Source organism: Kitasatospora sp. NPDC091276 (genome assembly GCF_040684355.1).
In the GTDB taxonomy this organism is placed as follows: domain Bacteria; phylum Actinomycetota; class Actinomycetes; order Streptomycetales; family Streptomycetaceae; genus Kitasatospora.
Genome location: NZ_JBFBFU010000031.1, coordinates 1 through 26,091 on the forward strand (window position 1 = coordinate 1; position 26,091 = coordinate 26,091).

At 77.1% G+C, this 26,091-nt stretch carries 8 protein-coding genes; 1 reads left to right on the forward strand and 7 read right to left on the reverse strand.

Translation table 11 applies throughout. The features are described from left to right. The 7 genes from AB0O19_RS30665 to asnB form a co-directional block, all read right to left on the reverse strand. A partial coding sequence (locus AB0O19_RS30665; protein ID WP_363624212.1) for an amino acid adenylation domain-containing protein occupies positions 1 to 8,688 on the reverse strand: 8,688 nt, incomplete at its 3' end. Continuing rightward, positions 8,685 to 13,157 carry an SDR family NAD(P)-dependent oxidoreductase gene (locus tag AB0O19_RS30670; RefSeq protein WP_363624214.1) on the reverse strand — a complete coding sequence of 1,491 codons (4,473 nt, stop codon included), beginning with the start codon at positions 13,155 to 13,157 and terminating at the stop codon, positions 8,685 to 8,687. The genes AB0O19_RS30665 and AB0O19_RS30670, both read right to left, overlap by 4 nt. Before the next feature lie 104 nt (positions 13,158 to 13,261). Continuing rightward, the gene (locus tag AB0O19_RS30675) at positions 13,262 to 13,999 is read right to left on the reverse strand and encodes an aspartyl/asparaginyl beta-hydroxylase domain-containing protein (protein WP_331744769.1); all 738 of its coding nucleotides are present in this window, start codon (positions 13,997 to 13,999) and stop codon (positions 13,262 to 13,264) included. 1 nt (position 14,000) lies between these two features. After that, complete coding sequence (locus tag AB0O19_RS30680) at positions 14,001 to 20,492, reverse strand: amino acid adenylation domain-containing protein (protein WP_363624215.1); 6,492 nt, start codon at positions 20,490 to 20,492, stop codon at positions 14,001 to 14,003. Continuing rightward, positions 20,489 to 22,276, reverse strand: coding sequence for a non-ribosomal peptide synthetase (locus tag AB0O19_RS30685; protein ID WP_363624217.1), 1,788 nt, complete (start codon positions 22,274 to 22,276; stop codon positions 20,489 to 20,491). The genes AB0O19_RS30680 and AB0O19_RS30685 overlap by 4 nt, the downstream gene beginning before the upstream one ends. After that, positions 22,273 to 23,016: an aspartate/glutamate racemase family protein gene (locus AB0O19_RS30690; RefSeq protein WP_363624219.1), complete on the reverse strand. Its 744-nt coding sequence runs from the start codon at positions 23,014 to 23,016 to the stop codon at positions 22,273 to 22,275. The genes AB0O19_RS30685 and AB0O19_RS30690 overlap by 4 nt, the downstream gene beginning before the upstream one ends. Then, positions 23,013 to 24,896, reverse strand: a complete 1,884-nt coding sequence (asnB, locus tag AB0O19_RS30695) for an asparagine synthase (glutamine-hydrolyzing) (RefSeq protein WP_363624221.1) — start codon at positions 24,894 to 24,896, stop codon at positions 23,013 to 23,015. Before asnB ends, AB0O19_RS30690 begins: the two co-directional genes overlap by 4 nt. Before the next feature lie 311 nt (positions 24,897 to 25,207). Here asnB and AB0O19_RS30700 point away from each other — a divergent pair, with 311 nt between their 5' ends. Beyond that, on the forward strand, positions 25,208 to 26,041 hold the full coding sequence (locus AB0O19_RS30700; protein WP_079136538.1) for an alpha/beta fold hydrolase: 834 nt from the start codon (positions 25,208 to 25,210) through the stop codon (positions 26,039 to 26,041). The last annotated feature ends 50 nt before the right edge of the window (positions 26,042 to 26,091 follow it).

Genomic DNA, 26,091 nt, shown 5'->3' on the forward strand with positions numbered 1-26,091 from the left:
TGTCCACGTAGACGGACTGGGTGGCGACCGGGCCGACCAGTTCGTCCAGGCCGTTGATCCGGGTGAGCAGGTTGGCCTTGCACGGCAGGGTGGGCCGCCGGCGGGCTGCGCGGTGTCGGATGCGGCGGTGTCGGGTCCGGCCGTGCCCGAGGCGGGCTCGGGTGCCGATGCGGCCGGTAGCGCCTGCGGCGCCGGGGCGGCGGCCGGCCGGTCCAGCAGCTCGGCCAGGTGACGGATGGTCGGCCGGTCGAACATCTCGACCACCGAGAGCTCCTGCCCGAAGTCCTCGGCGATCCGCCGCTGGACCCGGACCAGGTGGATGGAGTTGGCGCCGGCCTCGAAGAAGTTGGTGTCGACGCCGACCTCCGCCCCGTCCATCACCTCCCGCCACAGCTCGGTGAGCCGCTCCATCGCGCCGAGCGCGCTCGGCCGGTGCGCCACCGGTCGCGCCGCCGGTGCCGCCGGTGCCGCCGCGAGGGCGGGGGCGACGGGGACGGCGGAGACGACGGCGGGGGCGGGCACCGCGGCGCCCAGCCGGGCGAGCGCCGCCCGGTCGACCTTGCCGTTGGCGGACAGCGGCAGCGCCTCGACCGCCCGCACCCGCTGCGGAACCATGTAGCCGGGCAGCCGCTCGGCGAGCGCGTCGCGCAGCGCGGCCGTCCAGTCGGTGCCGGAGCCGGGCTCCTCGGCGGCCGCGTTCAGCGGCCGGCCGCCGACGAGCGTGTGCAGCACGCGCTGGCCCTCCTCCAGCCGCAGCGCCTCGCGCAGCGGCTCCGGGAAGACGTCGCCGATCGGGCAGAGCGCCACCGCGCAGTCGGCGGCGCGGTGGCGCAGCAGCTGTGCCATCGCCCCGGCCTCCAACAGGCAGAAGCGGTCGGCGAGTTCGCCGTACACCGGGGCGATCGCGGCGGTCCGGGAGACCAGGAAGACGGCGAAGCCGGCCTGGTCGAGCAGCGGCCCGTTGGCCTCGCTGTAGAGCGCCCGGTCCAGCGCCCGGGCCGAGCCCGGTGCGCCGTCGAGGGCGACCAGTGCCGGCCCGGCCGGGTCGACGTAGTAGGTGCCGGCCGGCAGGCCCGCCACCCTGCCGGGGGCGACGGCCAGGTAGGTCTGCACCGGGTACAGGCCGCCGGCCGAGCCGTAGGCGTACCGGGGCACGCCGTCCTCGTCCTGGCGGGCGAGCACGGTCAGCAGCGCGTGCAGGTCGGCCAGCCGCACGGGGGCGTCGGCGAAACCGGTGGCGGCGCCGCGCAGGGCGGCGGCCCGGCGCAGGTCCAGGGTGTCGGTCGGCAGGGCGAAGGGCAGGACCTCACGGCCCGCCAGGTCGGCGCGGCGGCCGGGCTGGCGCAGCCGCGCCTCCAGCCGGCGGACCCGCTCGGCGTCCAGGGCCGGGGCCGCCGCGGGAGCGGGGGCGGCGGGCTGCGGCCGGGCGGCCTCGCGGACCACGAAGGCCGCGAGCCGGGCGTCGAGCCCGTTGCCCTCGACCAGCGCCGCCGCCTCCCGGACGCCGTCCATCCGGACCAGCGCCGATTCGATCTCGCCCAGCTCGATGCGCATGCCGCGCACCTTGACCTGGCAGTCCTCCCGGCCGAGGAACTCCAGCTCGCCGTCGGGCAGCAGCCGGGCCAGGTCGCCGGTGCGGTACAGGCGCTCCCCGGTGACCGGGTGGGTCGGGAACGCCCGGGCGGTGAGCTCGGGGGCGTTGCGGTACCCGACGGCCAGGCCCACGCCGGTGATGAACAGGGCGCCGGCGACGCCGACCGGGCGCGGCCGGAAGGCCTCGTCCAGGACGACCATGCCCTGGTTCCGCATCGGCCGCCCGTACGGGATGCTCGGGCGGCCCGGCTCGACCGCGCCGATCGGGTGCAGCACGGACCAGATCGACGCCTCGGTGGCGCCGCCCAGGCTGATCACCTCGGCCTTGGGCGACAGCGCGCGGACGTGGTCGGGCATGCCGACGGGGATCCAGTCGCCGCTGAGCATGACCAGGCGCAGCGACTCCAGGTCGGCGGCGGGGTTGCCGCCGGCGTACGCGAGCAGCATCTCCATCAGCGCGGGGACGGAGTTCCAGACGGTGACGCCGTGCTCGGCGACCAGCCGGGACCAGCGTGCGGGGTCGCGCTCCTCCCCGGGCCCGACCAGCACCAGCGCGGCGCCGGCGGCGAGGGTGCCGAACAGGTCGTACACCGAGAGGTCGAAGCCGAGCGAGGAGAGGCCGAGGACGCGGTCGGCGGGGCCGACCCGGAACCGGTCGTTGACGTCCACCACGGTGTTGAGCGCGCCGCGGTGGTCGATCATCACGCCCTTGGGGTCACCGGTGGAGCCCGAGGTGTAGATGACGTACGCGAGGTCCGCCGGGGTGGTGGGCACCGGGGCCGGCTCGGCGCCGGCCGGGGCGGCCAGCGCCTGTTCGAAGCCCAGCAGGGTGACCCCGGCCGGCACCGCGCCGGCCGCGTCCCAGGACTCCCGGGCGAGCAGCGCGGTGGCGCCGGCGTGTTCGAGCGAGCGGGCGACGCGGGCGGCCGGCAGGCCGGCGTCCAGCGGCAGGTAGGCGCCGCCGGCCCGGATCACGCCGATCGCGGCCGCGACCTGCTCCCAGCCCCGGTCGGCGCGCACGCCGACCAGGTCGCCGGGGCCGACGCCGGCCCCGCGCAGCGCGTGGGCCACGGCGGCGGAGGCGCGCTCCAGCTCGCCGTAGGTCACGGTGCCGGTGGCGGAGACCACGGCGGTCCGCTCGGGGGCGGTGCGCGCCTGGGCGAGGAACGGCTCGTGCAGCAGCCCGTCGGGCCGCGGGCCGTCCGTGGCGTTGAGCGCGCGGTAGGCCTCGGCGTGGGCGGCGGGCAGGGCGGCCAGGTACGGGTCCGTCCAGGCGTCGGGCCGCTCGGCGAGGGCGGTGAGCAGGCCGGTGTAGGCCTCGAACATCGCGTCGAGCAGGCCCTCGGGGAAGAGCTCCTCGACGGCGTCCCAGGTCAGCCGCAGCCGGCCCTCGTCCTCGGAGATCTGGTGGTCCAGCCAGACCTGGGGGGTCTGGGTGATGGTGTGGGCGACCTTGGCGCCGAGCTCCCGCAGCACCCGGCTGCCGCCGACCTCGCCGGCGCCGAGCTCGCTGGTGAAGACGACCGGCATGGCGGCGTCGGCCACCCCGCGCCGGCGGGCCAGGTCGCCGCCGACCCGCACGCCGCTGACCAGCTGGTGGTCCAGGTCCTCCCAGAGCCGGTCCTGGAGCCGGCGGGCCCGCTCGGCGAAGGAGCCGGCGGTCGCGCCGTCCACCTCGAAGAGGCTGAGCGCGGTGAAGTCGCCGACCATGGCGGCCAGGTCGGGGTGGTCGCCGACGCGGTTGAACAGCGTCAGGTTGAGGGTGAAGCGGTCGGCCGCCGCCCAGGTGCCGAGCACGGTGGCGTAGGCGGCCAGGGCGAGCGCCGAGGGCGTGACCCGGCCGGCGGCGGCCCGGCTCTTCAGCCGCTCCCACAGCTCGGCGGGCAGGTGCGCCTCGCGGCGGTGGAACCTGGTCTGCGTCAGCTCCTCGGGACGCCGCGCCAGCGGCAGCGCGGGGGCGGGCGGCAGGGTCTCCAGGCGGCCGTGCCAGTAGTCGAGGTCGCGTTGCAGCGCGGGGCCCTCGCGGCGGGTCCGCTCGGCCAGCACGTAGTCGCGGAACGAGAGCTCCATCGGACGCGGGTCGAGCGAGCCCTGGTAGATCGCCAGCAGCTCGCGCAGCAGGATCTGCACGCTGCCGCCGTCGGCGATCAGGGTGTCGATGCTCAGGTGCAGCCGGGCGTCGGTGCCCCCGGTCCGGCTGGCGTGCAGCTCGAACAGCGGCCAGGTGTCGGCGGGCAGCACCTGGTGCGACATCCGGGCGCGGGTCCCGGCGAGGGCGGCGGCCCGCTCGGGCTCCGGCAGCCCGCGCAGGTCCTCGACGGCCAGCTGGTACGCGGGCACCTCGGGCAGGATGCGCTGGGTGCCGTCCTCGGCGAAGACCAGGCGCAGCGCGTCGTGCCGCCGCACCAGGGCCTGCCAGGCGTCCTGGAGGCGCAGCGGGTCGACGTCGGCGACGTCCACTTCGAGGTAGAGGTGGCAGGCGACGTCGCCGCCGACGGCGCCGCTGCGGCCGATCCAGTACGCGCGCTGCACGTCCGTCAGCGGGAAGGGCTCGTGGCGGTGGGCCGGGTCGGGCAGCAGCTCGACCGGTTCGGCGGGCGCCGCGGTGGCCCCGCCGGCGCCCAGCGCGTCCACGGCCCGGGCGAGGGCGGCGACGGTCGGCGAGTCGAACAGGGTGCGCAGCGGCAGCTGGACGTCCAGGTCGCGGCGGATCCCGGCGACCATCCGGGCGGCCAGCAGGGAGTGGCCGCCGAGCTCGAAGAAGTCCTCCTCGGTGCCGACCTCGTCGAGCGTCAGGGCCTCGCGCCAGATCGCGGCGATCCGCTCCTCGGTCGGCGTGGCGGGCGCGGTGCGGTCGCGGCCGGCGGCGGGGACGGTCTCGGGGGCGGGCAGCGCCGCGCGGTCGACCTTGCCGTTGCTCGTGAGCGGCAGCGCGTCGAGCGGGATGAACCGGGACGGGATCAGGAAGCCCGGCAGCTGCCCGGCCAGGGCGGCCCGCAGCTCGGCCGGGGCGGGCGGCGCGGCCGGGTCCTCGGGCACCAGGTAGGCGGCCAGCGCGGCCCGGGCGGTGCCCAGGCCGTAGGCGGTGACCACGCACTGGCGGATGCCGGGCAGCGCGGTGAGTGCGGCCTCGACTTCGCCGGTCTCGATCCGGAAGCCGCGGATCTTGACCTGGTGGTCGTTGCGCGAGAGGTACTGGAGGCGGCCGTCGGGCAGGGTGCGGACGAGGTCGCCGGTGCGGTACAGCCGGGCGGCGGGGTCGGCCGAGCCCGGGCCGGCCGACTCGGAGCCGGCCGACCCGGGGCTTGCCGAGGCGGGGTCGGTCGCCTCGGGGTCCGCGACGAAGCGTTCGTCGGTGAGCCGGGGCAGCCCGAGGTAGCCGGCCGTCACCCCGGCGCCGCCGATCAGGAGTTCGCCCGGCACGCCGACGGGCACCCGCCGCCCGTACGGGTCGAGGACGCGCACGGTGGTGCCGGCGATCGGGCCGCCGATGGTGACCAGGCCCTCGGCCGGGTCGACCACGGCGGTGGTGGACCAGACGGTCGTCTCGGTCGGCCCGTACATGTTGCGGATCGGGCCGCCGAGGTGCTCGGCCAGCCGGCGCACCAGCTCGGCGTCGAGGGCCTCGCCGCCGAGCAGCAGCTGCCGCAGGCCGCGCAGGGCCTGCGGGTCGGCCTCGTCGAGCAGGGTGCGGGCCCGCGAGGGGGTGCACTGCAGGTGGGTGACGCCGTGGGCGCGCACCAGCGCCGTCAGCTCGGTGTCGGCCGCGACCGCGAGGGCGGCCGGGGCGGGGGCCGGTGCGGCGGCCGCGGTGCGGCGCAGCTCGGCCAGCCGGGGCAGGGCGGCCAGCGCGACGCCGGTGTCGACGCCGAAGTCGACCAGGCAGCCGATCTCGTCCACGCCGGCCGCGGCCAGCCGGTGCACCAGCGGCAGGCACTCCTCGGCGGTGCCGATCAGCGAGCCGTGGCCCAGGTAGCGGGCGCAGGCGTGGTCGAGCAGGGCCTCCTGGTCCTCCGCGGTGAAGTCGCTGCTGCGCACGTCCATGCCGAGGCCGCGGGCCAGGTTCTCGATCAGGCCGACCGAGCTGCGCAGGTAGTCGCGGAACGGCTGCCAGGCGTGCGCCCGGACGTCGGCGGCGTCCGCGCCGACGTAGCTGTGCAGCATCAGGGTCACGTGCGGCTCGCCCGGGTGGCCGGCCTCGTGCCAGGCCTCCCGGTAGAGGGCGATCTTCTCGCCGAGTTCCTCGACGCTCTGGCCCAGCAGGTGGGTCAGCAGCCGGGCGCCGACCCGGCCGGCCGTCCGACAGGTCTCGGGGTTGCCCGAGGAGGTGAGCCAGTACGGCAGCTCGGCCTGGACGGGGCGGGGCAGCACCTGGACGTCGACGGTGCGGCCGCCGGGCCCCTCGAAGGGGAGCCGCTCGCCGCGCCACAGCCGGCGCACCTGCTCGATCCCGCTGACGGTGAGCGCCTGGCGGTCCTGGTAGGCGTCCTTGGCGAGGACGAAGTCGTCCGCGTGCCAGCCCGAGGCGAAGGAGAGCCCGACCCGCCCGCCGGACAGGTTGTCGACGACCGACCACTCCTCGGCGACCCGGACGGGGTGGTGCAGCGGCAGCACCACGCTGCCGGCCCGGATCCCGATCCGCTCGGTGGCCTGGGCGATCGCGGCGGCCAGCACCGAGGGGGCCGGGAACGGCCCGCCGAAGGCGTGGAAGTGCCGCTCGGGCAGCCAGACGGCGGAGAAGCCGTTGGTGTCGGCGAAGCGGGCGCCGTCCAGCAGCAGCCGGTACTGGTCGGGGCCGGGCTCGGCGCCGGCGGTGTCGCTGGCGAAGTAGAAGAGGCTGAACTCGGGGACGGCCGGGGCGTCCTGCGAGGCCGGTGCGGCCGGGGCGGGGGCCGCCGTGCCGGGGTCGGGGTTGACCACGACGCGGTGGCCCCGGCTGAGCGTCCAGAGCAGTTCCAGGACGGAGATGTCGAAGGAGACGCTGGTGACGGCCAGCCAGGTGGCGGGCTCCCCGTCGTCCGCCAGCACGCGGTCCATCGCCGCCAGGAAGGCGGTGAGGTTGCGGCGCAGCACGACGACGCCCTTGGGGCGGCCGGTCGAGCCGGAGGTGTGGATGACGTACGCGGGGGCGTCCGGATCCACGGGTGCGGCTGTGGGCGCGGGTCCGGCGGACTCGGCCGGGGCGTCGAGGTCGAGCAGCGGGGCGCCGGCGGGCGCGGCGTCCCGGGTCGCGGCGTGCACCACGACCACGGCGGGCTCGGCGTCCTCGACCACGTGGCGCAGCCGGGCCGCCGGGTAGTCCGGGTCGAGCGGCAGGTAGGCGGCGCCGGCCCGGAGCACGGCGAGCATGGCGGCGGGCAGGTCGGTGCCGCGGCGCAGGCACAGGCCGACCCGGTCGCCGGGGCGCACCCCGGCGGCCTGGAGCCGGGCGAGCAACTCGTCGACCCGGGCGTCCAGTCGGGCGAAGGTGAGGGCCTGATCCGGGCGGCCGCCGGGCAGCACGGCCTCGGCGTCCGGGCGGGTGCGCACGGCCTCGGCGAAGGCCGTCACGACGTCCGGCGCGTCCGCGGGCAGCGCCGGGCCGTCGCCGGCCGAGGCCAGCAGGGCCTGCTCGACGGGGGTGAGCGCGAGCAGTTCGGAGAGCCGCAGTCCGGGGTCGGCGGCGCCGCGGGCCAGCACCCGCTGAAGCGCCTCGGTCAGCGTGCGCACGGTGTCGTCGTCGAACAGGTCGCCGCTGAACTCGCAGACGCCTGCCGTGAGTTCGCCGTCACGGGCGAGTTCCAGGCTCAGGTCGGTGCGACACAGGCCGTTGTCCAGCTCGACCAGCTCGACCGTGACGCCGGGCAGGGCGATGTCGGGGGCGGGGACGTTGCGGTAGCCGAACTGGACCTGGTAGAGCGGGGCGTGGCTGAGGTCGCGGTCCGGGCGCAGCTCGCGGACCAGGCGCTCGAAGGGCACCTGGGCGTGGGCCAGCGCGCCGAGCGAGGTCTCCCGCACCCGGCCGAGCAGTTCGCCGAAGGTCGGGTCGCCGGAGAGGTCCGAGCGCAGCACCAGGCTGTTGACGAACATGCCGACGAGCCCGGCGAGTTCGGGCCGGTCGCGGCCCGCGGTGGGCACGCCGACCACGACGTCCTGCTGGCCGGAGTGGCGCATCAGGACGGCTTGCCAGGCGGCCAGCGTGACCATGAACGGGGTGGCCCGGGCCGCCCGGGCCGCGCCCTCCACGGCCTCGGTGGTGGCGGCGTCCAGGGTGAAGTGCACCCGGCCGCCCCGGTGGCCGGGCACGGCCGGCCGGGGCCGGTCGGTGGTCAGCTCCAGGACGTGCGGGGCGCCCTCCAGCCGCTCGCGCCAGTAGCCGAGCGGCTCGGCCAGCGCGGTGTCGGTGAGTTCGCGGCGCTGCCACTGCGCCCAGTCGGCGTACTGCACGGCGAGCGGCTCGGGGGCCGGGCCGCCCTCGCGGAAGGCCCGGTAGCGGGCGCAGAGCTCCTCCACGAGCACCGCGCGGGACCAGGCGTCGCCGACCAGGTGGTGGTTGACCACGACCAGCAGGGCGCGCTCGGGCGCGGAGCGGATCAGCAGGGCGCGCAGCAGCGGGCCGTGCTCCAGGTCGAACGGCAGGGCCGCCTCCCGCTCGGCCAGCGCGCGCTCCTCGGCCTCGCTCCAGCCGGCCTCGCCGCCGGCCGGCTCGACCACCCGCAGCACCGGGGCGGTGCGCTCCAGCACCCGCTGCACCGGGCCGTCCTGGCCGGCGGCGATGACGGTGCGCAGCGCCTCGTGCCGCTCCACCAGGCCATCCAGCGCGGCCTCCAGCGCGGCGACGTCCAGCGGGCCGCTCAGGCGCAGGCCCACGTACTCGTTGAACACCCCGAGCCCGGGGGTGAGCTGCTCCAGGAACCAGAGCCGCTCCTGGCCGAAGGACAGCGGCGCCGGCAGCGCCGGGTCGCGCGGCGGCACGGCGGGGGCGGTGGCGGCGGGGCCGGCCGTGGCGGCCGGGGTGGTGCCTGCGCGGCCCCGGGCGCGCGCCTCGAAGGCGGCGCGCTGCTCGGGGGTGAGCCGGGCGAGGCGGTCCTCGCGGCGGCCTGCGGGGTTGGTCACTGGTTCTCCAGGTCGGCGAGGATGCGGTCTTCGATCTCGGTGGCGAGGTCGGCGACGCGGCCGCCCTCGAAGAAGACCCGGGCGGGGACGTCGACCTCGAACTCGGCCCGCAGCCGGGCCGCGATCTGGGCGGCCAGCAGCGAGTGCCCGCCGAGCTCCAGGAAGTCGTCGTCCACCCCGACCCGGTCGAGGCCGAGCAGCTCGGCGTAGATCTCGGCCAGGCGCTCCTCGGTCGGGGTGGCCGGGGCGGTGTACGGCGTGGCGAGCTCGGGGCGGGGCAGGGCCGCCGTCCGGGGGGCCTCGGCGGCCGGGGCGGCGGAGGTGCGCAGCGTGCCGTCCGCGATCGCGGCGCCGGCCCGGGCCACCACGGCCCGTCCGGGCGGGCCCTCCAGCAGGGCGGCGAAGGCGCGGGCGCCCTGCTCGGGGGTGAGCGCGCCGGCCAGCATGTCGGCCTGGAAGGCCCGCAGGGCCTCGGGGACCTCGGCCCGGCTGGCCATGCCGACGCCGGCCCACATGTCCCAGTCGACGGCCACCGCGTGGCGCTCGCCGCGCGCGGCCTCGGCCTCCGCGACGGCGGCGAGGTAGGCGTTGGCGGCCGCGTAGTCGGCCTGGCCGTAGGTCGGGATCAGGGTGGCGAGCGAGGAGCAGAGCACCAGTACCTCGGCCTCCCCGGGCCGCAGCGCGGCGAGCAGGTGGCGCAGGCCGGCGGTCTTCGGGGCGAGGACCGTGCGCATGCTGTCGTCGGAGCGCAGCTCGATGGAGCCGCCGCCGGGCACGCCGGCCGCGTGGACGACGCCGTCGATCCGGCCGAAGGCCGAACGGGCCTGTTCCAGCGCCCGGTCCAGCGATTCGGCGTCGGTGACGTCGGCCTGGACGGCCAGCACCTCGGCGCCGCTCTCGCGCACTGTGGCGAGCGCGGCCTCGTCGGCGGCGCCGCGGCCGAGCAGGACGAGCCGGGCGGCGCCGGCCCGGGCCAGGGCCCGGGCGAGGGTCAGGCCGATCCCGCCGAGGCCGCCGGTGAGCAGCCAGGTGCTGCCGGCCCGCACCCGGGCCGGGGCGGTCGGGACGGGGCGCTCGGCGGGCTCGACGGTGCGGGTGAGCAGGGCGCCCTCGCGCAGGGCGAGCAGCCGGGCCGGGCCGGTGAGCACGGCGCGCACCACCGCGTCGGCGGCGGCCTCGTCGAGCGCGGCGCCGACGGCGAGGTCGACCTGGGTGCAGCGCAGGTTGCGGTACTCCTCGCCGAGCACCTGGACCGGGCCGCTGAGCAGGGCCGCGGCGGGCCGGGGCTGTTCGCCGGGGGCGGCCGGGAAGGCCCCGGCGGTCACGACGCCGAGCCGGACCTCGTTCAGCACGCTCTCGGCGGACATCGCCCGGGCGAGGTGGACCAGGCCGAAGTAGCCGGCGGTCTCGTCCGGCGTCTCGTCCAGGCCCCAGGCGTACAGGACGGCGGTGGGCGTGCGGACCAGGCCGCGCAGGTCGGCCAGCAGCTTCGCGTACTGGGCCGGGTCGGCGGGGTCGAGCTCGTAGACGCCGCGGCGCACCCGGCGGTAGGCCGGGCCGGGCTGGACGGTGGTGACGATCTGGCCGCGCGCGGTCAGCAGTTCCACCAGGGGCTGGGCGGCGGCGGCCCGGTCCAGCAGGACCAGCCAGGTCTGGCGGCGGCCGGCCAGCGGGTCGTCCCCGGGGGCCTCGGCGAGCGGGCGCCAGTCGACGGTCGCGTGGACGGCGTCGAGGTCCGCGGCGGGCAGCGCGGTGGCGGGCGCCCGGCCGGGGACGGCGGGCTCGATCCAGTGCGGGAGCCGCTCGAACGGGTAGCCGGGCAGGTCGGCGGGGCGGGCGTCGGCGTCGACGGGCTCCCAGTCGACGGCGGCGCCGTGCGCCCACAGGCTGCCGAGCGCGAGGACGGCGCTGCCGGGCTCGTCCTCGGCGCCGCGCCGCCCGCGGGTGGGCAGCGGCGGCAGGGCGAGCCGCGGCCCGGCGGTGCCCTCGGCGGCGGCGCGGGCCAGGTCGGTCAGCACGCTGCCGGGGCCGGTCTCCACCAGCACCATCCGCTCGTCGAGCGCCGCCAGGCGGGTGAGCCCGTCGTGGAAGCGCACCGGGGCGAGCATCTGGCGCACCCAGTAGCCGGGGTCGGTGGCCTGCTCGGGGGTGATCCAGTCGCCGGTGAGGTTGGACAGGAACGGCACGGTGGGCTCGTGCAGCGTGACCTCGGCGAGCTCGGCCGCGAACTGCTCGGCGGCGGGCGCGCACAGGGCGCTGTGGAACGCCCGCTCCACCGGCAGGCGCAGGGCGCGCAGGCCCCGCTCGCCCAGCTCGGCGGCGGCCCGCTCGACGGCCTCGGGGCTGCCGGACAGCACCGAGGCGCCCGGTCCGTTGACGGCGGCGAGGTCCAGGCCGTGCGCGGCGGCGAGGTCGGCCGCGGCCGCCTCGTCCAGCGGGACGGCCAGCATCGCGCCGGGCGCGGTCTGCTCCATCAGCCGGCCGCGGGCGGCGACCAGGGCGAGCGCCCCGGGCAGGTCGAGGACGCCGGAGAGCAGCGCCGCGGTGTACTCGCCGAGGCTGTGGCCCAGCAGCGCCGCCGGGCGCACGCCCCAGTGCCGCCACAGCGCGGCCGTGGCGTGGCCGACCGCCAGCACGGCGGGCTGGGTGACGGAGCTGCGGCGCAGCAGGTCGGCGTCGCCGCCGCGCAGCAGCTCGACCAGGTCGAGGCCCAGGTGCGGGCGCAGCAGGGCGGCGGCCTCGTCCAGGGCGGCCCGGAACACCGGGTGCGCCCGGTGCAGGCCCAGGGCCATGCCCGGGTACTGCGCGCCCTGGCCGGGCAGCAGGAAGGCGACGGGGGCGGCGCCCTGCCCGGCGCGGGCCCGGACCGACTCCCGGCGGCCGGCGCCGCGCAGCGCGGCCACGGCGGCGGCGGTGTCGTCCGCGACCACGACGCGGCGCTGGACCAGCTGGCGGCGGCCGGTGCGCAGGGTGCGGGCGACGTCGGCCAGCGGGCGGTCCGGGTGGGCGGCGAGGTCGTCGGCCAGCCGCTCGGCGGCGGCGTCCAGCGCGGCGGCGGTGCGGGCCGACAGCGGCAGGGCGACGGGGACGGCGCCCGGTGCGGCGGCCTCGCGCGGGGCCGGCTCGGGGGCCTGCTCCAGGATCACGTGCGCGTTGGTGCCGCCGATGCCGAAGGCACTGACGGCGGCCCGGCGCGGGCCGTCGGCGACCGGCCAGTCGGTGAGGCCGGCCGGGACGAAGAACGGGCTGTCGGCGAGGCCGAGTTCGGGGTTGACGGCCTCGGCGTGCAGGCTCGCCGGGATCCGGCCGCCGCGCACCGTCAGGATGGCCTTGATCAGGCCGGTGACGCCGGCGGCGGTGTCCAGGTGGCCGAGGTTGGACTTGACCGAGCCCAGGCCGCACCAACCGGTGGCCGACCTGTCGTCGGCGTCCTGCTCGGCGCGGAAGGCGGCGGTGAGCGCCTCGACCTCGATCGGGTCGCCGATCGGGGTGCCGGTGCCGTGTGCCTCGACGTAGCCGATGCTGTCCGGGGCGACGCCCGCGACGGACAGCGCCTCGCGGATCACGGCGGTCTGGCCGGCGACCCCCGGGGCGGTGTAACCCGCCTTGTTCGCGCCGTCGTTGTTGACGGCCGAGCCGAGGATGACGGCGTGCACCCGGTCGCCGTCGGCGAGCGCGTCGGCGAGGCGCTTGAGCACCACGACGCCCGCGCCGTTGCCGAAGACCGTGCCGGCCGCCTCGGCGCCGAAGGGCCGGCAGTGCCCGTCCGGGGACTCGATGCCGCCGGGCACCGGCAGGTAGCCGGAGCGGTGCGGCACGGTGACGGTGACGCCGCCGGCGAGCGCGAGGTCGCACTCCTCGGACAGCAGGCTCTGCACCGCGAGGTGCACCGCGACCAGCGAGGTCGAGCAGGCGGTCTGCACGCTGACCGCCGGGCCGCGCAGGTTGAGCTTGTACGCGGCGCGGGGGGCCAGCTGGTCGGGCTGGTTGCCCTGGAAGAGCATCGGCACGCCGAGGGAGTCCCGCAGGTCGGTGCGCGGCAGCAGGTTGTGGATCAGGTAGGTGCTCAGCAGCGACCCGGCGTAGACCGCGATCGGCCCGCGCGCCCGGTCGGGGTCGCAGCCGGCGTCCTCCAGCGCCTCCCAGGCGCATTCGAGGAAGATCCGCTGCTGCGGGTCGATGACCGAGGCCTCCAGCGCGTTGTAGCCGAACAGCTGGGAGTCGAAGCCGGCGACATCCGCCAGCACGCCCTTGGCGGCCACGTACCCGGGCTTGCCGGCCTCGCCGTCCGGCACCCCGGCGGCCCGCAGCTCCTCGGGGCCGAACCGGCTGATCGCCTCGGTGCCGGAGGCCAGCAGCTCCCACAGCGCGTCGACGGAATCGGCTCCGGGGAAGCGGCCCGAGAGGCCGACGACGGCGACCCGGCCGTCGGTCTCGGCCTCGTCGGGAATGACCGGCTGTGCGTTCAAGGTGTTCTCCGTGGGTGAGGTGGGCTCCGCGCGCGGCGGGGCGGGCAGGACCGGGTACGCGGCCGGGGCTCAGACCGCCATGGGGTTCAGGGCCGCCGTGCGGCTCAGACCGCCATGAGGTAGCGCTGGAAACGGGGCATCAGGAACTCCAGGGCCCGGACCTCGACGGGCGTCAGCTCCGGGTGCCAGACGTCCCAGAGCAGGACGGCGCGCTGCTGGGTGCCCTTGTTCCAGGCCTCGTGGATGAAGCTGTCGTCGAAGAGGATCACCTTGCCCTCCTCCCAGCCCCGCTCGTCGTCGCCGACCTTGATGGCGCAGCCGGGCGGCACGATCAGCGGCAGGTGCGCGGTCAGCAGCAGGTTCACGCCGCCGGTGTGCGGGGTGATGTGCACGCCGGGGTTGAGGATGGTGAACATGCCGTCGCGCGGCCCGTGCGGGCTCGCCGAGACGGCGGCGTGGGTCTCGGGGCAGCGCTCCAGGACCTCGTCGCGCCAGCTGCCGTTGCGGTACAGCTGGTAGGTGTCCCAGCCCTGCCAGCCGAGCTCCTTGGTGTACAGGTCCTCGTACGGGGCGAAGCGGGCCTGCTCGGCGCGCAGCTCCAGGAACTCGGCCTTGATCCGGTCGTACGCCTCCTCCATCCGGGCCACCCAGGGCAGTTCGGCGGTGTCGTGCCAGGGCAGGGCGCTGATCCCGGGGAAGAACAGCCGGGTCGGCTCCTGGTCGTCGTGCAGGTACTCCGGGGCCTGCTCGCCGGTGAGGATGCGCAGGCACTCCTCGACCCGCTCCAGCCCCTCGGTGCCGAGGATGCCGTGCAGCTCCGTCATCACGCCCTGAACGTCCATGTCAGTCCCTCCCTGTCGGTGCGGTCCGGGTCGTCGGCCCGGCCGGTGTGTGCTGGTCGGCGGCCGGGCCCTCGGCCCGGTCCCGGGCCTCGCGGCGGGCCCTGGCGCGGGCCCGGACGGCGCTCTGGCGGCGTTCGCCGCGCGGCTCGGCGGTCTCGGCGGCGGCCCGGCCGTCCGGGGCGGCGCCCTCGGTGAGGCCGGCCGCGAACTCGGCGATGGTGGGCCGCCCGAAGACGTCCACCAGCCGGACCGGCCGCTCCAGGCGGCGGGCCAGCTCCAGCTGGAGCCGGGCGGCCAGCAGCGAGTCGCCGCCGGCCTCGAAGAAGTTGGTGTGCCGGCCGACCGGGCCGCCGCCCAGCAGCCGGCGCCAGGCGTCGGCGACGAGTTGCTCGACCCCGGCCAGCGGGGCGGCGTCGGCGGGCCGGGCGGTGGCCCCGGGCAGCGGCAGCCGGGCCCGGTCGCGCTTGTTGGTGCGCGTCCTGGGCAGCGCGTCCAGCAGCAGCACGGTGTCCGGCACGACCGCCGCCGGGAGCCGCTCGGCCAGGTGCGCCCGCAGCTCGGCGCCGGTGACCCCGGGCGCCGCGACGGCGTAGCCGACCAGCCGGCGGGCCCCGCCCTGGCCGTGCGCGGCGGCGGCCGCCTCACGGACCCCGGGGTGCAGCTCCAGCAGCGCCTCGATCTCCTCCAGCTCGATCCGGTTGCCGCGGATCTTCAGCTGGCTGCCGATCCGGCCGACGAACGCCAGCTCGCCGTCCGGGAGGCGGCGGCCCAGGTCCCCGGTGCGGTACAGCCGGCCCCCGGCCTGCCAGGGGTCGGCGACGTACGCCCGGGCGCTCTCCTCGGGCCTGCGGTGGTACGAGCCGGCCAGGAAGTCGCTGCGCAGGTGGATCTCGCCCACCACGCCGACCGGGCAGAGCCGGCCCCGGCGGTCCAGGACCACCGCCTCGCGGCCCGGGATCGGGCTGCCGATCGGTACCCCGGCCGGGAACTCCTCGCCCGGCGCCAGCTCGCGGTGCGTCGCCAGCACGCACTCGGTGGGCCCGTAGAGGTTGTGCAGCCGCGGCCGGTCGGGGCGGTGCGCCCAGGCGGCGGCCAGGGCCACCGGGAGCACCTCGCCGGCCATCAGCACGTGGGCGAGGTCCGGCAGGTGCGAGCCGGTGGCGTCCAGCGCCTCGGTGACCAGTTGGAAGAAGGCCGGGACGGTCTGGATCTGGGTGATCCGCTCGGCCCGCAGCCACCCGGCCACCGCGAGCGGGTCGCGGCGCAGCCCCTGCGGCGGCAGGCAGAGCACCGCGCCCGAGCAGAGCGCGGCGAACACCTCGGTGTACGCGGCGTCGTAGGTGAACGGGGCCCACTGGGCGATCCGGCTGTCCGGCCGGATGCCGAAGTGCTCGCGCTGCCAGTGGGCGAACTGGGCGAGCGCCGCGTGCGGCAGGGCGATGCCCTTGGGCGTGCCGGTGGAGCCGGAGGTGTAGACCAGGCAGAGCGGGTCGCCGGGGGCGGCGGGCGAGGCGGCCGGGGCGGGGCCCGCGGGCTCGTCGGCGGCCGGCACCCGCGGGTCGACGACCTCGACCGGGATCCCGGCGAAGTGCCCGACGCCTTCCCGCAGTTCGGGGTGCAGGGCGAGCGTGCTCCCGGCGGCCAGCAGGCACACCGGTTCGGCGTCGGCCAGCAGCGCGGTCAGGCGGGCGTCCGGGTCGGCCGGGTCGAGCACCGCGAAGGCGGCCCCGGTCTTGGCGACGCCGAGGATCGCGGCGCTCTGCACCGGGCCGGCGGGCAGCAGCACCGAGACGAACCGGCCGGGGGCGGCGCCGCGCTCCAGCAGCCGGGACGCGATCCGGTCGCTCCAGACGTCGAGCTGCCGGTAGCCGACCGCCACGTCCTCGGCCCGGATCGCGGGGGCGTCCGGGCGGGCGGTGGCCCGGGCCCGGAACAGCTCGGACACCGAGACGGCGTGCTCGGCGCGCGCCTCGCCCGCGGGGCGGGCCGGGCGCGGGGCGGGCAGAGCGGGGTCGGTGAGCTCGACGGCGTCGAGGGGGGCCTGCGGCGAGGCCAGGGCGGCGCGCAGCAGGACGTGGAAGTGCCGGGCGAAGCGGTCCGCGAACTGCGGGCCGAAGCGGTCCGTGGCGTACTCCAGGGCGCCGGCGATCCGGTCGGCGCGCTCGTCCAGGGCCAGGGTCAGGTCGTACTTGGCCGCCCCGGTGGGGACCTGGCGCAGCACGCCGGCGGCCGCGCCCAGCCGGACGTCGGCCGGCGGCGCGTCCTGGAACACCAGCGAGGCCTGGACCAGGGTCGGGCGGCCCGGGTCGCGGGGCAGGCCGAGGCCGGCCACCAGCCGGTCGAAGGCGACCAGCGGACGGCCGAGGTCGCCCGCCAGCGCCCGCCCGGTGCGGGCGGCGAGCTCGGCGAAGGACGGCGCCCCGGCCAGGTCCACGCGCACCGGCAGGGTGTTGGCCAACGAGCCGACCAGCGACTCCAGTTCGGGCCGGTCGCGGTTGGCGACGGGCACGCCCACCAGCACGTCGTCGCTGCCCGCGTAGCGGCCCAGCAGCGCCGCGTACACGGCGAGCAGCAGGGTGAAGGGCGTGGTGCGCAGCCGGGCGGCGCCCTCGCGCAGCGCGGCCGTCAGCTCCGGGGCGAGCGCTACCGGCAGGGTCTCGCCGGCTCCCGTCGGCCGCGCCCGGGTCGGTGCGTCGGCGGGCAGGTCGAGCACGCCGGGGTGCCCGTCGAGCCGCTTCAGCCAGTACTCCAGGTGTTCCTGGCGCAGCGTCAGGCCCGCCTCGTCGGCGCAGCCGGCCGCGTAGCCGGCGAAGTCCAGGTCGAGCGCGGGCGGCGGCTCGGCCAGCCCGAGACGGGCGGCGTACAGCGCGGCCAGCTCGCGCACGGCCACGCCGATCGACCAGCCGTCGACCGCGAGGTGGTGCGCGGTGCACAGCAGCACCGAGCGCTCGGGGCCGGTGCGCACCAGGGTGAGCCGCAGCGGCGGCTCACCGGCCAGGTCGAAGGGGCGCACCGCCTCCGCCCGGGCCAGCTCGGGCACCTCCTCGGGCGCCGCGTCCAGGACGGCCAGGGCCGGTGCGGCGGGCGGCGCGAGGACCAGCACCGGGCCGTCCTCGCGCAGCTCGCAGCGGGCGGCGAGCACCGGGTGCCGGGCGGTCAGGTCGGCGAGTGCCCCGGTCAGGGCCGCCTCGTCCACCGGGCCGGTCAGGTCGAGCGCGGCGGGCAGGTGGTAGGCGGGCGAGTCGGGGGCCAGGCGGTGCAGCAGCCACAGCTGGCGCTGCTGGTCGGTCATCGGGACGGCGTCCGGGGCCGGCCCGGCCGTCCGGACGGCGGGCGCCGGGGTGGCGGGCCGCACCCGCGCCAGGGCGGCGGGGGTGGGGTCGGTGTAGAACTCGGCGAGCGAGGGCGCGGCGCCGAAGCGGGCCCGGACCCGGCCGAGCAGCCGGGTCGCGGCGATGGAGTTGCCGCCGGCGGCGAAGAAGTCGTCGGTGGTGCCGACCCGCTCGGGCGGCAGGCCCAGGACCTCCGCCCAGAGCGCGACGGCGGCCCGCTCGGCCTCGGTGACCGGTGCGCTGCGCCGGGCGGCGGTGAGCTCCCCGGCGCGCAGCAGCAGCGCCGGCCGGTCCACCTTGCCGCTGGTGTTGAGCGGCAGCGCGGGCAGCGGGGCGATCACCCCGGGGACGGCGGCGGCGGGCAGCCGCTCGCGCAGGTGGCGGCGCAGGCGGTCGGGCAGCCCGTCGTCCCCGGTGCGGGCGGTCACGAAGGCGACCAGCCGGGGCCCGGCGGGCTGCCCCCGGTCCACGACCACCGCCGCCTGGCGGACCTCGGGGTGGGCGGCGAGCAGGGACTCCACCTCGCCGACCTCGATGCGGTGACCGAGGATCTTCACCTGCTGGTCGGCCCGGCCGAGCACGACGATCCGGCCGTCCGGCAGGTGGCGGGCCAGGTCGCCGGTGCGGTAGACGGTGCCGCCGGCCGGGTCGACCGGGTCGGCCACGAAGGCGGCGGCGGTCAGCTCCGGGCGGTTGCGGTACCCGGCGCTCACGCCGGCCCCGCCGATCACCAGCTCGCCGACGGCCCCGCGCGGCACCGGCCGCAGCCGCCGGTCCAGGACGTAGCAGACGGTGCCGGCCACCGGGCGCCCCACCGTGACGCCCTCGCCGGGCAGCACCCGCCCGACGGTGGACCAGATGGTCGTCTCGGTCGGCCCGTACAGGTTCCACAGCCCGGCGCAGCGAGCCAGCAGCCGATCCGCGAGGTCGGCGTCCAGGGCCTCGCCGCCGCACAGCGCCCGCAGTCCGGGCCGGCCCGCCCAGCCGCCGTCCAGCAGCCCGCGCCAGAGCGAGGGCGTGGCCTGCATGACGGTGGCGCCGCTGCGCTCCAGCAGCGCGCCCAGCGCCTCGGCGTCGCGGACGCTCTCGCGCGGGGCGACCACGACCCGGCCGCCGGCCAGCAGCGGGGCGAACAGCTCCAGGACGGAGATGTCGAAGGTGATCGAGGTGACGGCGAGCAGGGTGTCGTCGGCCCGCAGTCCCGGCTCGGCGCGGACCACGCTGTGCAGCAGGTTGGCGACGCAGCCGTGCGGCACCGCCACGCCCTTGGGCAGCCCGGTGGAGCCCGAGGTGTACATCAGGTACGCGAGGTCCTCGGGGCCGGCGCCGGGCAGCGGCTGCCCGGTCCCGGCGTCCGGGCCCTCGTCGAGCAGCGCGGCCGGGTCGGCGGCGGGCAGCCCCTCGGCGGGGTCGCCGATCAGCAGGCGGGCGCCGCTGTCGGCGAGCACGTGCTCGGCCCGCGCGGCGGGCATGGCCTCGTCCAGCGGGACCAGCACGGCCCCGGCCCGCCAGATGCCGACGATCAGCGGCACCAGCTGCGCGCCGCGCTCGACGCGCAGGGCCACCCGGTCGCCCGGCGCCACGCCGTGCCGGGCCACCAGCCGGCGGGCGACCAGGTCGGCGGCCGCGTCGGCCGCGGCCCGGTTGAACGCGCGGCCGGGTGACTCGACGGCCGGTGCGGCGCCGTCCTGCCGGGCGAGTTCGCGCAGCGCCTCGGGCACGGTGGCCCAGGCGCGCTCGGCGTCGGGTGCCCGGTTGAAGTCCACCAGGACGCGCCGGCGCCGGCCTTCGGAGAGCACCGGAAGCTCGGCCAGCGGCCGGTCCGGGTCGGCCGCGGCGGCCTCCAGCAGGCACAGCAGCGAGTCCGCGAAGTCGGCCGCCGTCTCGGGGGCGAGCAGCGCCGTGCGGTACTCCAGCGTCGCGTCCAGCGCGCCCGAGGGGCGCGGGCGCAGGAAGAAGGTCAGGTCGTACTTGGCCGTGCCGCTGTGCGAGGGCGCCGGGGCGGTGGTGACGCCGGGCAGCTCCAGGGTGGTGGTGGGGCCGCTGTGGAAGGAGTACATCAGCTGGAACAGCGGCGTGCGCCCGCCCGCGGCCCGGCCCAGCCGCTCCAGGACCAGGTCGAAAGGGGTGTCGCGGTGGCGCAGGTCGGCCTTCAGGTGCCGGCGGGTGCGGGCCAGGGCCTGCCGGAAGCTCGGCTCGCCGCCGAGGTCGCTGCGGTGGGCGACGAGGTTGAGCAGCGGTCCGACCACGCCGGCCAGCGCGGTGCGGCCGCGGGTCGCCACCGGCATGCCGACCACCAGGTCGTCCTGGCCCGTCCAGCGGGCGGCGGTGGCGCAGAAGGCGGTGAGCAGCACGGTGGACAGGCTGGCCAGTTCGCCCCGGCCGAAGGCGCTGAGCCGGGCGGCCAGGTCGGCGGGGACGGTGAAGTGGTGCAGCGCGCCGGCCGCCGGGTCGCCGCCGGGGCCGACGTCGGACGGCAGGTCGGCGGTGGGCAGTTCGCCGCCCAGCCGGGTCTGCCAGTGGTCGATTCCGCCGGCGTGGCTGGTGTCGCTGTCGTCGCCGCGCTGCCAGGCGGCGAAGTCGCCGAAGTCGGTTCCGGCGGCCGGTTCCTGGGCCGGGTCCGGGTCCGGGGCCTCGCCGCCGAGTTCGGCGGCGTAGCAGGCGGCCAGCGACTCCAGGAAGACGCCGAAGCCCCAGGCGTCGACCACGATGTGGTGGGCGGTGAACAGCAGCAGCGAGCGGCCGCCGCCCAGCAGGAACAGCTGGGTGCGCATCAGCGGGGGCCGGCCCAGGTCGAAGGGTACGGCCACGGCGCGGGCGGTGAGCTCGGCGAGCCGGTCCGCGCGCTCGCCCTCGGGGACGCCGGTCAGGTCGACGGTCTCGACGGCGGGGCGGACCAGGTCGGCGAACAGCTGCCACGGCTCGCCCGCCCCGTCGGCGGTGACGGCGCAGCGCACCACCTCGTGCCGCCGGGCGACGGCGGCCAGCGCCCGTTCCAGGGCGGCCACGTCCAGCGGGCCGCTGACGTGGAAGGCGGCGCTCTCGTTGTGCAGGGCGGTGCCGGGCAGCACCTGCTCGGCCCGCCAGATGGAGCGCTGGGCGTAGGACAGCGGCGCGCGGGCGCGGTCGCCGCGCAGCGGCAGGGAGGTGTCGCGGCTCATCGGCGGCCGCCCTCCGGCGAGGCGTCCGCGCGGCCGGCGGCGACGGCCGCGGCCAGCCCGGCGACGGTCGGGTCGCCGACGTACACCCGCAGCGGCACCTCGACGCCGAAGCGGGTGCGCAGCCCGTCCAGCAGGCGGGCGATGCCCAGCGAGTCCCCGCCGAGCAGGGCGAAGTCGTCGTGCCGGCCGACGGCGGGCACGTGCAGCAGCTCGCGCCACAGCTCGGCGATGCCGGCCTCCAGGCCGTCCAGCGGCTGTTCGCCGGTGCGCCCGGCCAGGGCGGCGGCCGGGCTGGGCAGTGCCCGCCGGTCGGCCTTGCCGCTGAGGGTGCGCGGGATCGCGGCGAGCCGCAGGTACAGGGCGGGGCGGGCGGCGGCGGGCAGGCCCTCGGCGGCGTGCGCGCGCAGTTCCTCGTCGGTGGCGCCGTCGGCGACCAGGTAGGCGCAGAGCACCGGTTCGCCGTCGGCCTCCTCGACCAGGGCGGCGCAGACGTCCGCCACCGCGGGGTGGCGGCGCAGCAGGTCCTCGATCTCGCCGAGCTCGACCCGGGCGCCGTTCACCTTGACCTGCTGGTCGCGGCGGCCCAGGACCTCCAGGGTGCCGTCGGCGCCGAGGCGGCCGAGGTCGCCGGTGCGGTACCGGTCCGGCGCGACGAAGCCGCCGGCCGCGTCGCCCAGGTAGCCGCGCAGCGGGAACGGGGTGCGGATCTCGATCTCGCCGATCGCGTCCACCACCGGGCGTCCGCCGAACAGCACCCCGATCTCGACCCCGGGCATCGGGCGGCCGGCCGGGACGGTCTCGGCCTCGGCGTCCTCGGCGGTGAGCCGGCGGAAGACCTTGGTCATGGTGGTCTCGGACGGCCCGTAGAGGTTGACCAGCTCCTTGCCGTCTCCGAACAGGCCCCGCCACCAGGCGATGTCGGCGGGGCGGACCGGCTCCCCGGCCATCAGCACGCTGCGCAGTCGCGGCAGGGAGTCGGCGGCCAGCCCGGCGGCGCGCAGGGTGCGGAACACGGTGGGCACGCAGTGCAGCAGGTCGACCTGCTGCTCGGTCAGCCAGCGGGCCAGGGCCGCGCCGACGGGGATGGCGCCGGGCGCCGGGAGCACGGCGGTGCCGCCGGCGCACAGCGGGACGAGGGCGTCGCGCAGGAAGGCGTCGAAGCCGGGGGAGGTGAGCATGGAGATCCGGGTGCCCGGGGCGATGCCGAACTCGGCGATCTCCCAGTCCAGGAAGTGTGCGACCGCCTCGAAGCTGCCCCGGATGCCCTTGGGGCGGCCGGTGGTGCCCGAGGTGAAGTAGACGTAGCCGGCGTCGGGGCCGCTGATGCCGATCCAGTCGTCGGCCGCCCAGGGCAGCGGGGTGATCGACTCCGCGGCGAGCAGCGGCAGTTCGCCCTGTCCGGCGACGGTCAGGTGCTGCCCGGCGACGGTCGGGCCCGGCCCGGCGGCGGCCAGCGCGGAGCGGCCGGCGGCGTCGGCGAGCACGGTGCCCGGCCGGAGGTCCTCCAGCAGGGCCGTCCAGCGGGCGGCGGGCTGGCGGGTGTCCACCGGGGCGAACGGGCGGCCGGTGGCGGCGCAGGCGAGGATCGCCGCGACCACCGGGACGGGGTCCGCGCAGGCGACCAGGACCGGGCCGGTGCCGGTGGCGAGGCGGTCGCGCAGGCCGGCGGCCAGCCCGGCCAGCTCCTGGTGGCTCCAGACCCGCTCGGCGGTGGCGAGGGCGGGGGCGGTGGCTCGGCGCTCGACCTGGTCGGCCCAGCGGTCGAGGATGCTCGTGTGGCTCACAACTCTCCGTTCATGATCCGGTGGGCCACGACCGTCAGCGGGTCGAGGGAGGGCAGGGCCTCGCTCAGACCGGCGTCCTCGATCGCCCTGGTGACCAGGTGCAGCTCGGTGCAGGCGGCGACGAAGGCCCGCACGCCGTAGCGGGGCAGGGTCTCGCGCAGGAAGTCGATGGTGCGGGCCGGGTCCTCGCCGCGCTTGAGGCGGTGGATCTCCCGGTGCAGCGCCTCCTGGTCCGGCGGGCGCAGCGCCACCAGCTGCCGGGCGGCCCGGGCCCCGGCGGCGCCCGAGGTGAGGATGCCGGCCCGGGCGGTGCCGGAGGAGCAGAGCAGCAGGTGCGGTTCGCCGGCCGCGGCCAGTTCCCCGTGCACCACGTCGACCAGCGAGACGCAGCGCGCCGCGAGGTCGGCCGGCAGGTCGCCGAGCACGTGGTGGGCGGTGATGCAGGCGATCACCACGCGTTCCGCGCCGGCGGCCAGCAGGCCGCGCAGCGAGGACTCCACGGCGCGGCGCAGCTCGTCGAGTTCGCCGCTGCCGATGGCCTCGGTGCGGTCCACCACGGCCGGGTCGGACCAGAGCAGCACCCGCGGGGTGTCCTGCTCGGGGTGGAGCCGGCAGGCCCGGTAGACGGTGCGCAGCAGTTCGACGGAGGCCAGCGGGCCCATGCCGCCGACCACCCCGACCAGCGGGTGGCGCGGGCGGGTGCCGGGGCCGGCGATCGGCCCGGCGGCTGTGGCGGTCATCCCAGGCACGGCAGATCGAACTCCTCGACGAAGAGGGCGAAGGTCGCGACGAGCATCAGGTAGTCGGTGTCCAGGTGGGCGTGCACCTGCTGGCCGTCGCCGCGCTGACGCCGCGTCAGGGCGGCGACGGTGTCCGGGTCGAAGTAGCCCTGGCGGCGGACGGTCGCGGGGGAGACCAGCTCCTCGAACCAGTCGGCGCCGGTGCTCAGCAGGTGGCTGCTGGTCTGGCCGCGGAATCCGTACTTCTGCCGGCTGAGTACCTCGCCGGGCACCAGCCCCTCGGCCGCCCGGCGCAGCACGGCCTTCTCCCGGCCGTGGGCGAGCATCAACTCCGGTGGCAGCGTGGTGGCGTGGTCGACCACCGAGTTCGCCAGGAAGGGGAAGCGCAGCTCGACGCCGTTGGCCAGGGCCATCCGGTCGCCGTGGTCGCCGAGCAGGTGGTCGGCGAGCCGCAGGTGGTAGTCGAGGTAGGAGCGCTGGTGCAGCGGGTGGCGCCCGGCCAGCCGCTCGGGGTCGACCAGGCGCTGGTTGGTGACGGAGAACTCGTCCAGCCCGTAAGCCAGGTCCTCGGCGTACAGCTCGCGGCGGAACTCCTGGGCGGGCAGCTGGTCCTGCTCGTAGCCGAGGTCGACGCCCCACATCCGTTCGCGGATCTCGCGCTCCAGCCGGGCGTCCAGGCCGGTGAGCCGGCTGCCGCCGAGCCCGGTGGCGTCGAAGCGGTAGCCGGGGTAGCCGCCGAACAGCTCGTCGGCGCCCTCGCCGCTGAGCGCGCCGACCGTCCCGGCGGCGCGGACGGCCTCGGACAGCGCCAGCGAGCAGACGTTGTACGACTCGCGCACGGGTGCCTCGGCGTGGCGCACCATCGCGGTGATCCGCTCGGCCACCTCGTGCTCGCCGACCGGGACTTCGTGGTGCTCGGTGCCCAGCTTGGCGGCGACCAGCCGCTGGTGCGGGCCCTCGTCGAAGTCGCGGCCGGGGAAGGTGACGGAGAAGCTGGGCCAGGCGTGGCCGGGCCGGGCCCGGGCCATCAGGGCGCCGATCAGGCTGGAGTCCAGGCCGCCGCTGAGGTACATGCCGATCGGCACGTCCGCGAGCAGCCGGCTGCGCACGGCCCCGTCGAGCAGTTCGGCGGTGCGGTGGGCGTACCGGTCCAGCTCCCGGTCCAGGGCCTCGGGGGCCACCGGGTCGAGGTCGGCGGCGAGCGGGAAGTCGAGGTCCCAGTACCGTTCGGTGCGCACGCCGGAGCGGTCGGCGATCAGCCGCTCGCCGGGGCGCAGGGCGCTGATGCCCTCGAACATGGTGCGCGGGCTGACCAGTCCGGGCAGCGTCAGCACCTGGTCGAGGCCGCGCAGGTCCACCCGGGCGCTGACGGCCGGGTGGCGCAGGATCGCCTTGATCTCGGAGGCGAAGATCAGCTGGCCGTCGGCGACGGTGTAGAAGAGCGGGACGATGCCGGCCCGGTCGCGGGCGAGCAGCAGCCGCTGCGCGGCGGCGTCGTGCAGGGCGAAGCCGAACTGGCCGTCCAGGTGGGCCGTCAGGTCCTCGCCGTACTCGCGGTACAGGTGGAGCAGCACCTCGGTGTCGTTCTCGGTGCGGAACCGGTGGCCGCGGCGGCTCAGCGCGGTGCGCAGCTCGCGGTGGTTGTAGATCTCGCCGTTGCAGACCGACACCAGGGTGCCGTCCTCGGTGCGGTGCGGCTGGTTGCCGCCGGCGAGGTCGTTCAGGGCCAGCCGGCGAAAGCCCAGGCACAGGCCGTCCGTGGCGTAGTGGCCGTCGTCGTCGGGGCCGCGGTGCACCAGGCACGCCGTCATCTCCCGGACCACGGCGGCATCGGCCGGGCGACCGCCGCCCAGGACGAATACGCCGGTTATTCCGCACATTCTGTCCGCCCTCTCCCGTCGTGCGTTCGGAACTCGTCGTCGGAACTCGCCGATCGAAATACTCTGGAAATATCCGAAAGAAACCCGGACGAGGAGCACCGTAACAGAGCTCGGTGTTCCGGGAAAGACTCAAGATCCTTATGCGCCAACCGACTATTTCAGGGCACAACTGAGCTGCGGCATCGCCCGGTTGGATCTTCTCGGGGCATGCCGGAATACGGGCTGGACCAACCCGTGAATTACCGCATAAAGTCGTGCGGGAGGCCTGTTCAGGCTTCGCGTAATTGACTGGGGAAGAAAAAGGAGCAGCGATGACCGGTTCGTCCGCCGTACAGCACGACGAGGTGGCCCGATGGACGCCGTGGCACCGGGACGCCGCGCCGAACGGGCGGTCCGGGCCCGTACGCGTCTACTGCCTGCCGCACGCCGGCGGCTCCGCGAGCGCCTACCTGCCGTGGGCCCGGTCCGGCGAGCAGCCGGGCCTGACGATCGTTCCGGTGGAACTGGCGGGCCGGGGCACCCGCCTCGCCGAGCCGCCGTCGGCCGTCATGGACGAGGTCGTCGACGGCCTGCTCGCCCTGCTGGCGAGCCGCCCGGCGGACGAACCGTTCATCCTCTTCGGCCACAGCATGGGCGCCCGGATCGCCTACGAGACGACCCGCCGGCTCGCCGCCGAGGCGCGGCCGCTGCCGCTGTCCCTCGTGGTCTCCGGCGGCCGGGCCCCCGGCACGCCGGACGTCACCCGGCTGCACGGACTCACCGACGACGAACTCCTGGAGCGCATCGTCGGCCTCGGCGGGACCCCGGCCGAGGTGCTGGAGTTCGCCGACCTGATGCAGATGATCCTGCCGGTGCTCCGGGCCGACGTCACCCTGCTGGGCGAGTACAACGACCGGATCCGGCCGACCGTGCTGCCCTGCCCGGTGCTGGCGCTCGGCGGCGCCGACGACCTGATGGCCGGACCGGAGTGGATCACCGGCTGGCGGGCCACCACGGCGGCCGGCTTCCGCCACCGCATCCTGCCGGGCGACCACTTCTTCCTGCACCAGCAGCGGGCCGAGGTGCTCGCGGAGCTCGCGGCGCAGGCCCGGGCGTGCCTGGACACCGCGGACGGCCCCCAGGAGGGCCGGGCGCCGGGCGCCTGACCCCGGCCGCCCGGTTCCGTACGACGGGGCCGGGCGGCGGGTGGCGGTCC

Bases quoted from the DNA above. Each gene is read 5' to 3' on its own strand.
- AB0O19_RS30700 (WP_079136538.1), top strand. From the start codon at position 25,208: ATGACCGGTTCGTCCGCCGTACAGCACGACGAGGTGGCCCGATGGACG.
- asnB (WP_363624221.1), bottom strand. From the start codon at position 24,896: ATGTGCGGAATAACCGGCGTATTCGTCCTGGGCGGCGGTCGCCCGGCC.
- AB0O19_RS30690 (WP_363624219.1), bottom strand. From the start codon at position 23,016: ATGACCGCCACAGCCGCCGGGCCGATCGCCGGCCCCGGCACCCGCCCG.
- AB0O19_RS30680 (WP_363624215.1), bottom strand. From the start codon at position 20,492: ATGAGCCGCGACACCTCCCTGCCGCTGCGCGGCGACCGCGCCCGCGCG.
- AB0O19_RS30675 (WP_331744769.1), bottom strand. From the start codon at position 13,999: ATGGACGTTCAGGGCGTGATGACGGAGCTGCACGGCATCCTCGGCACC.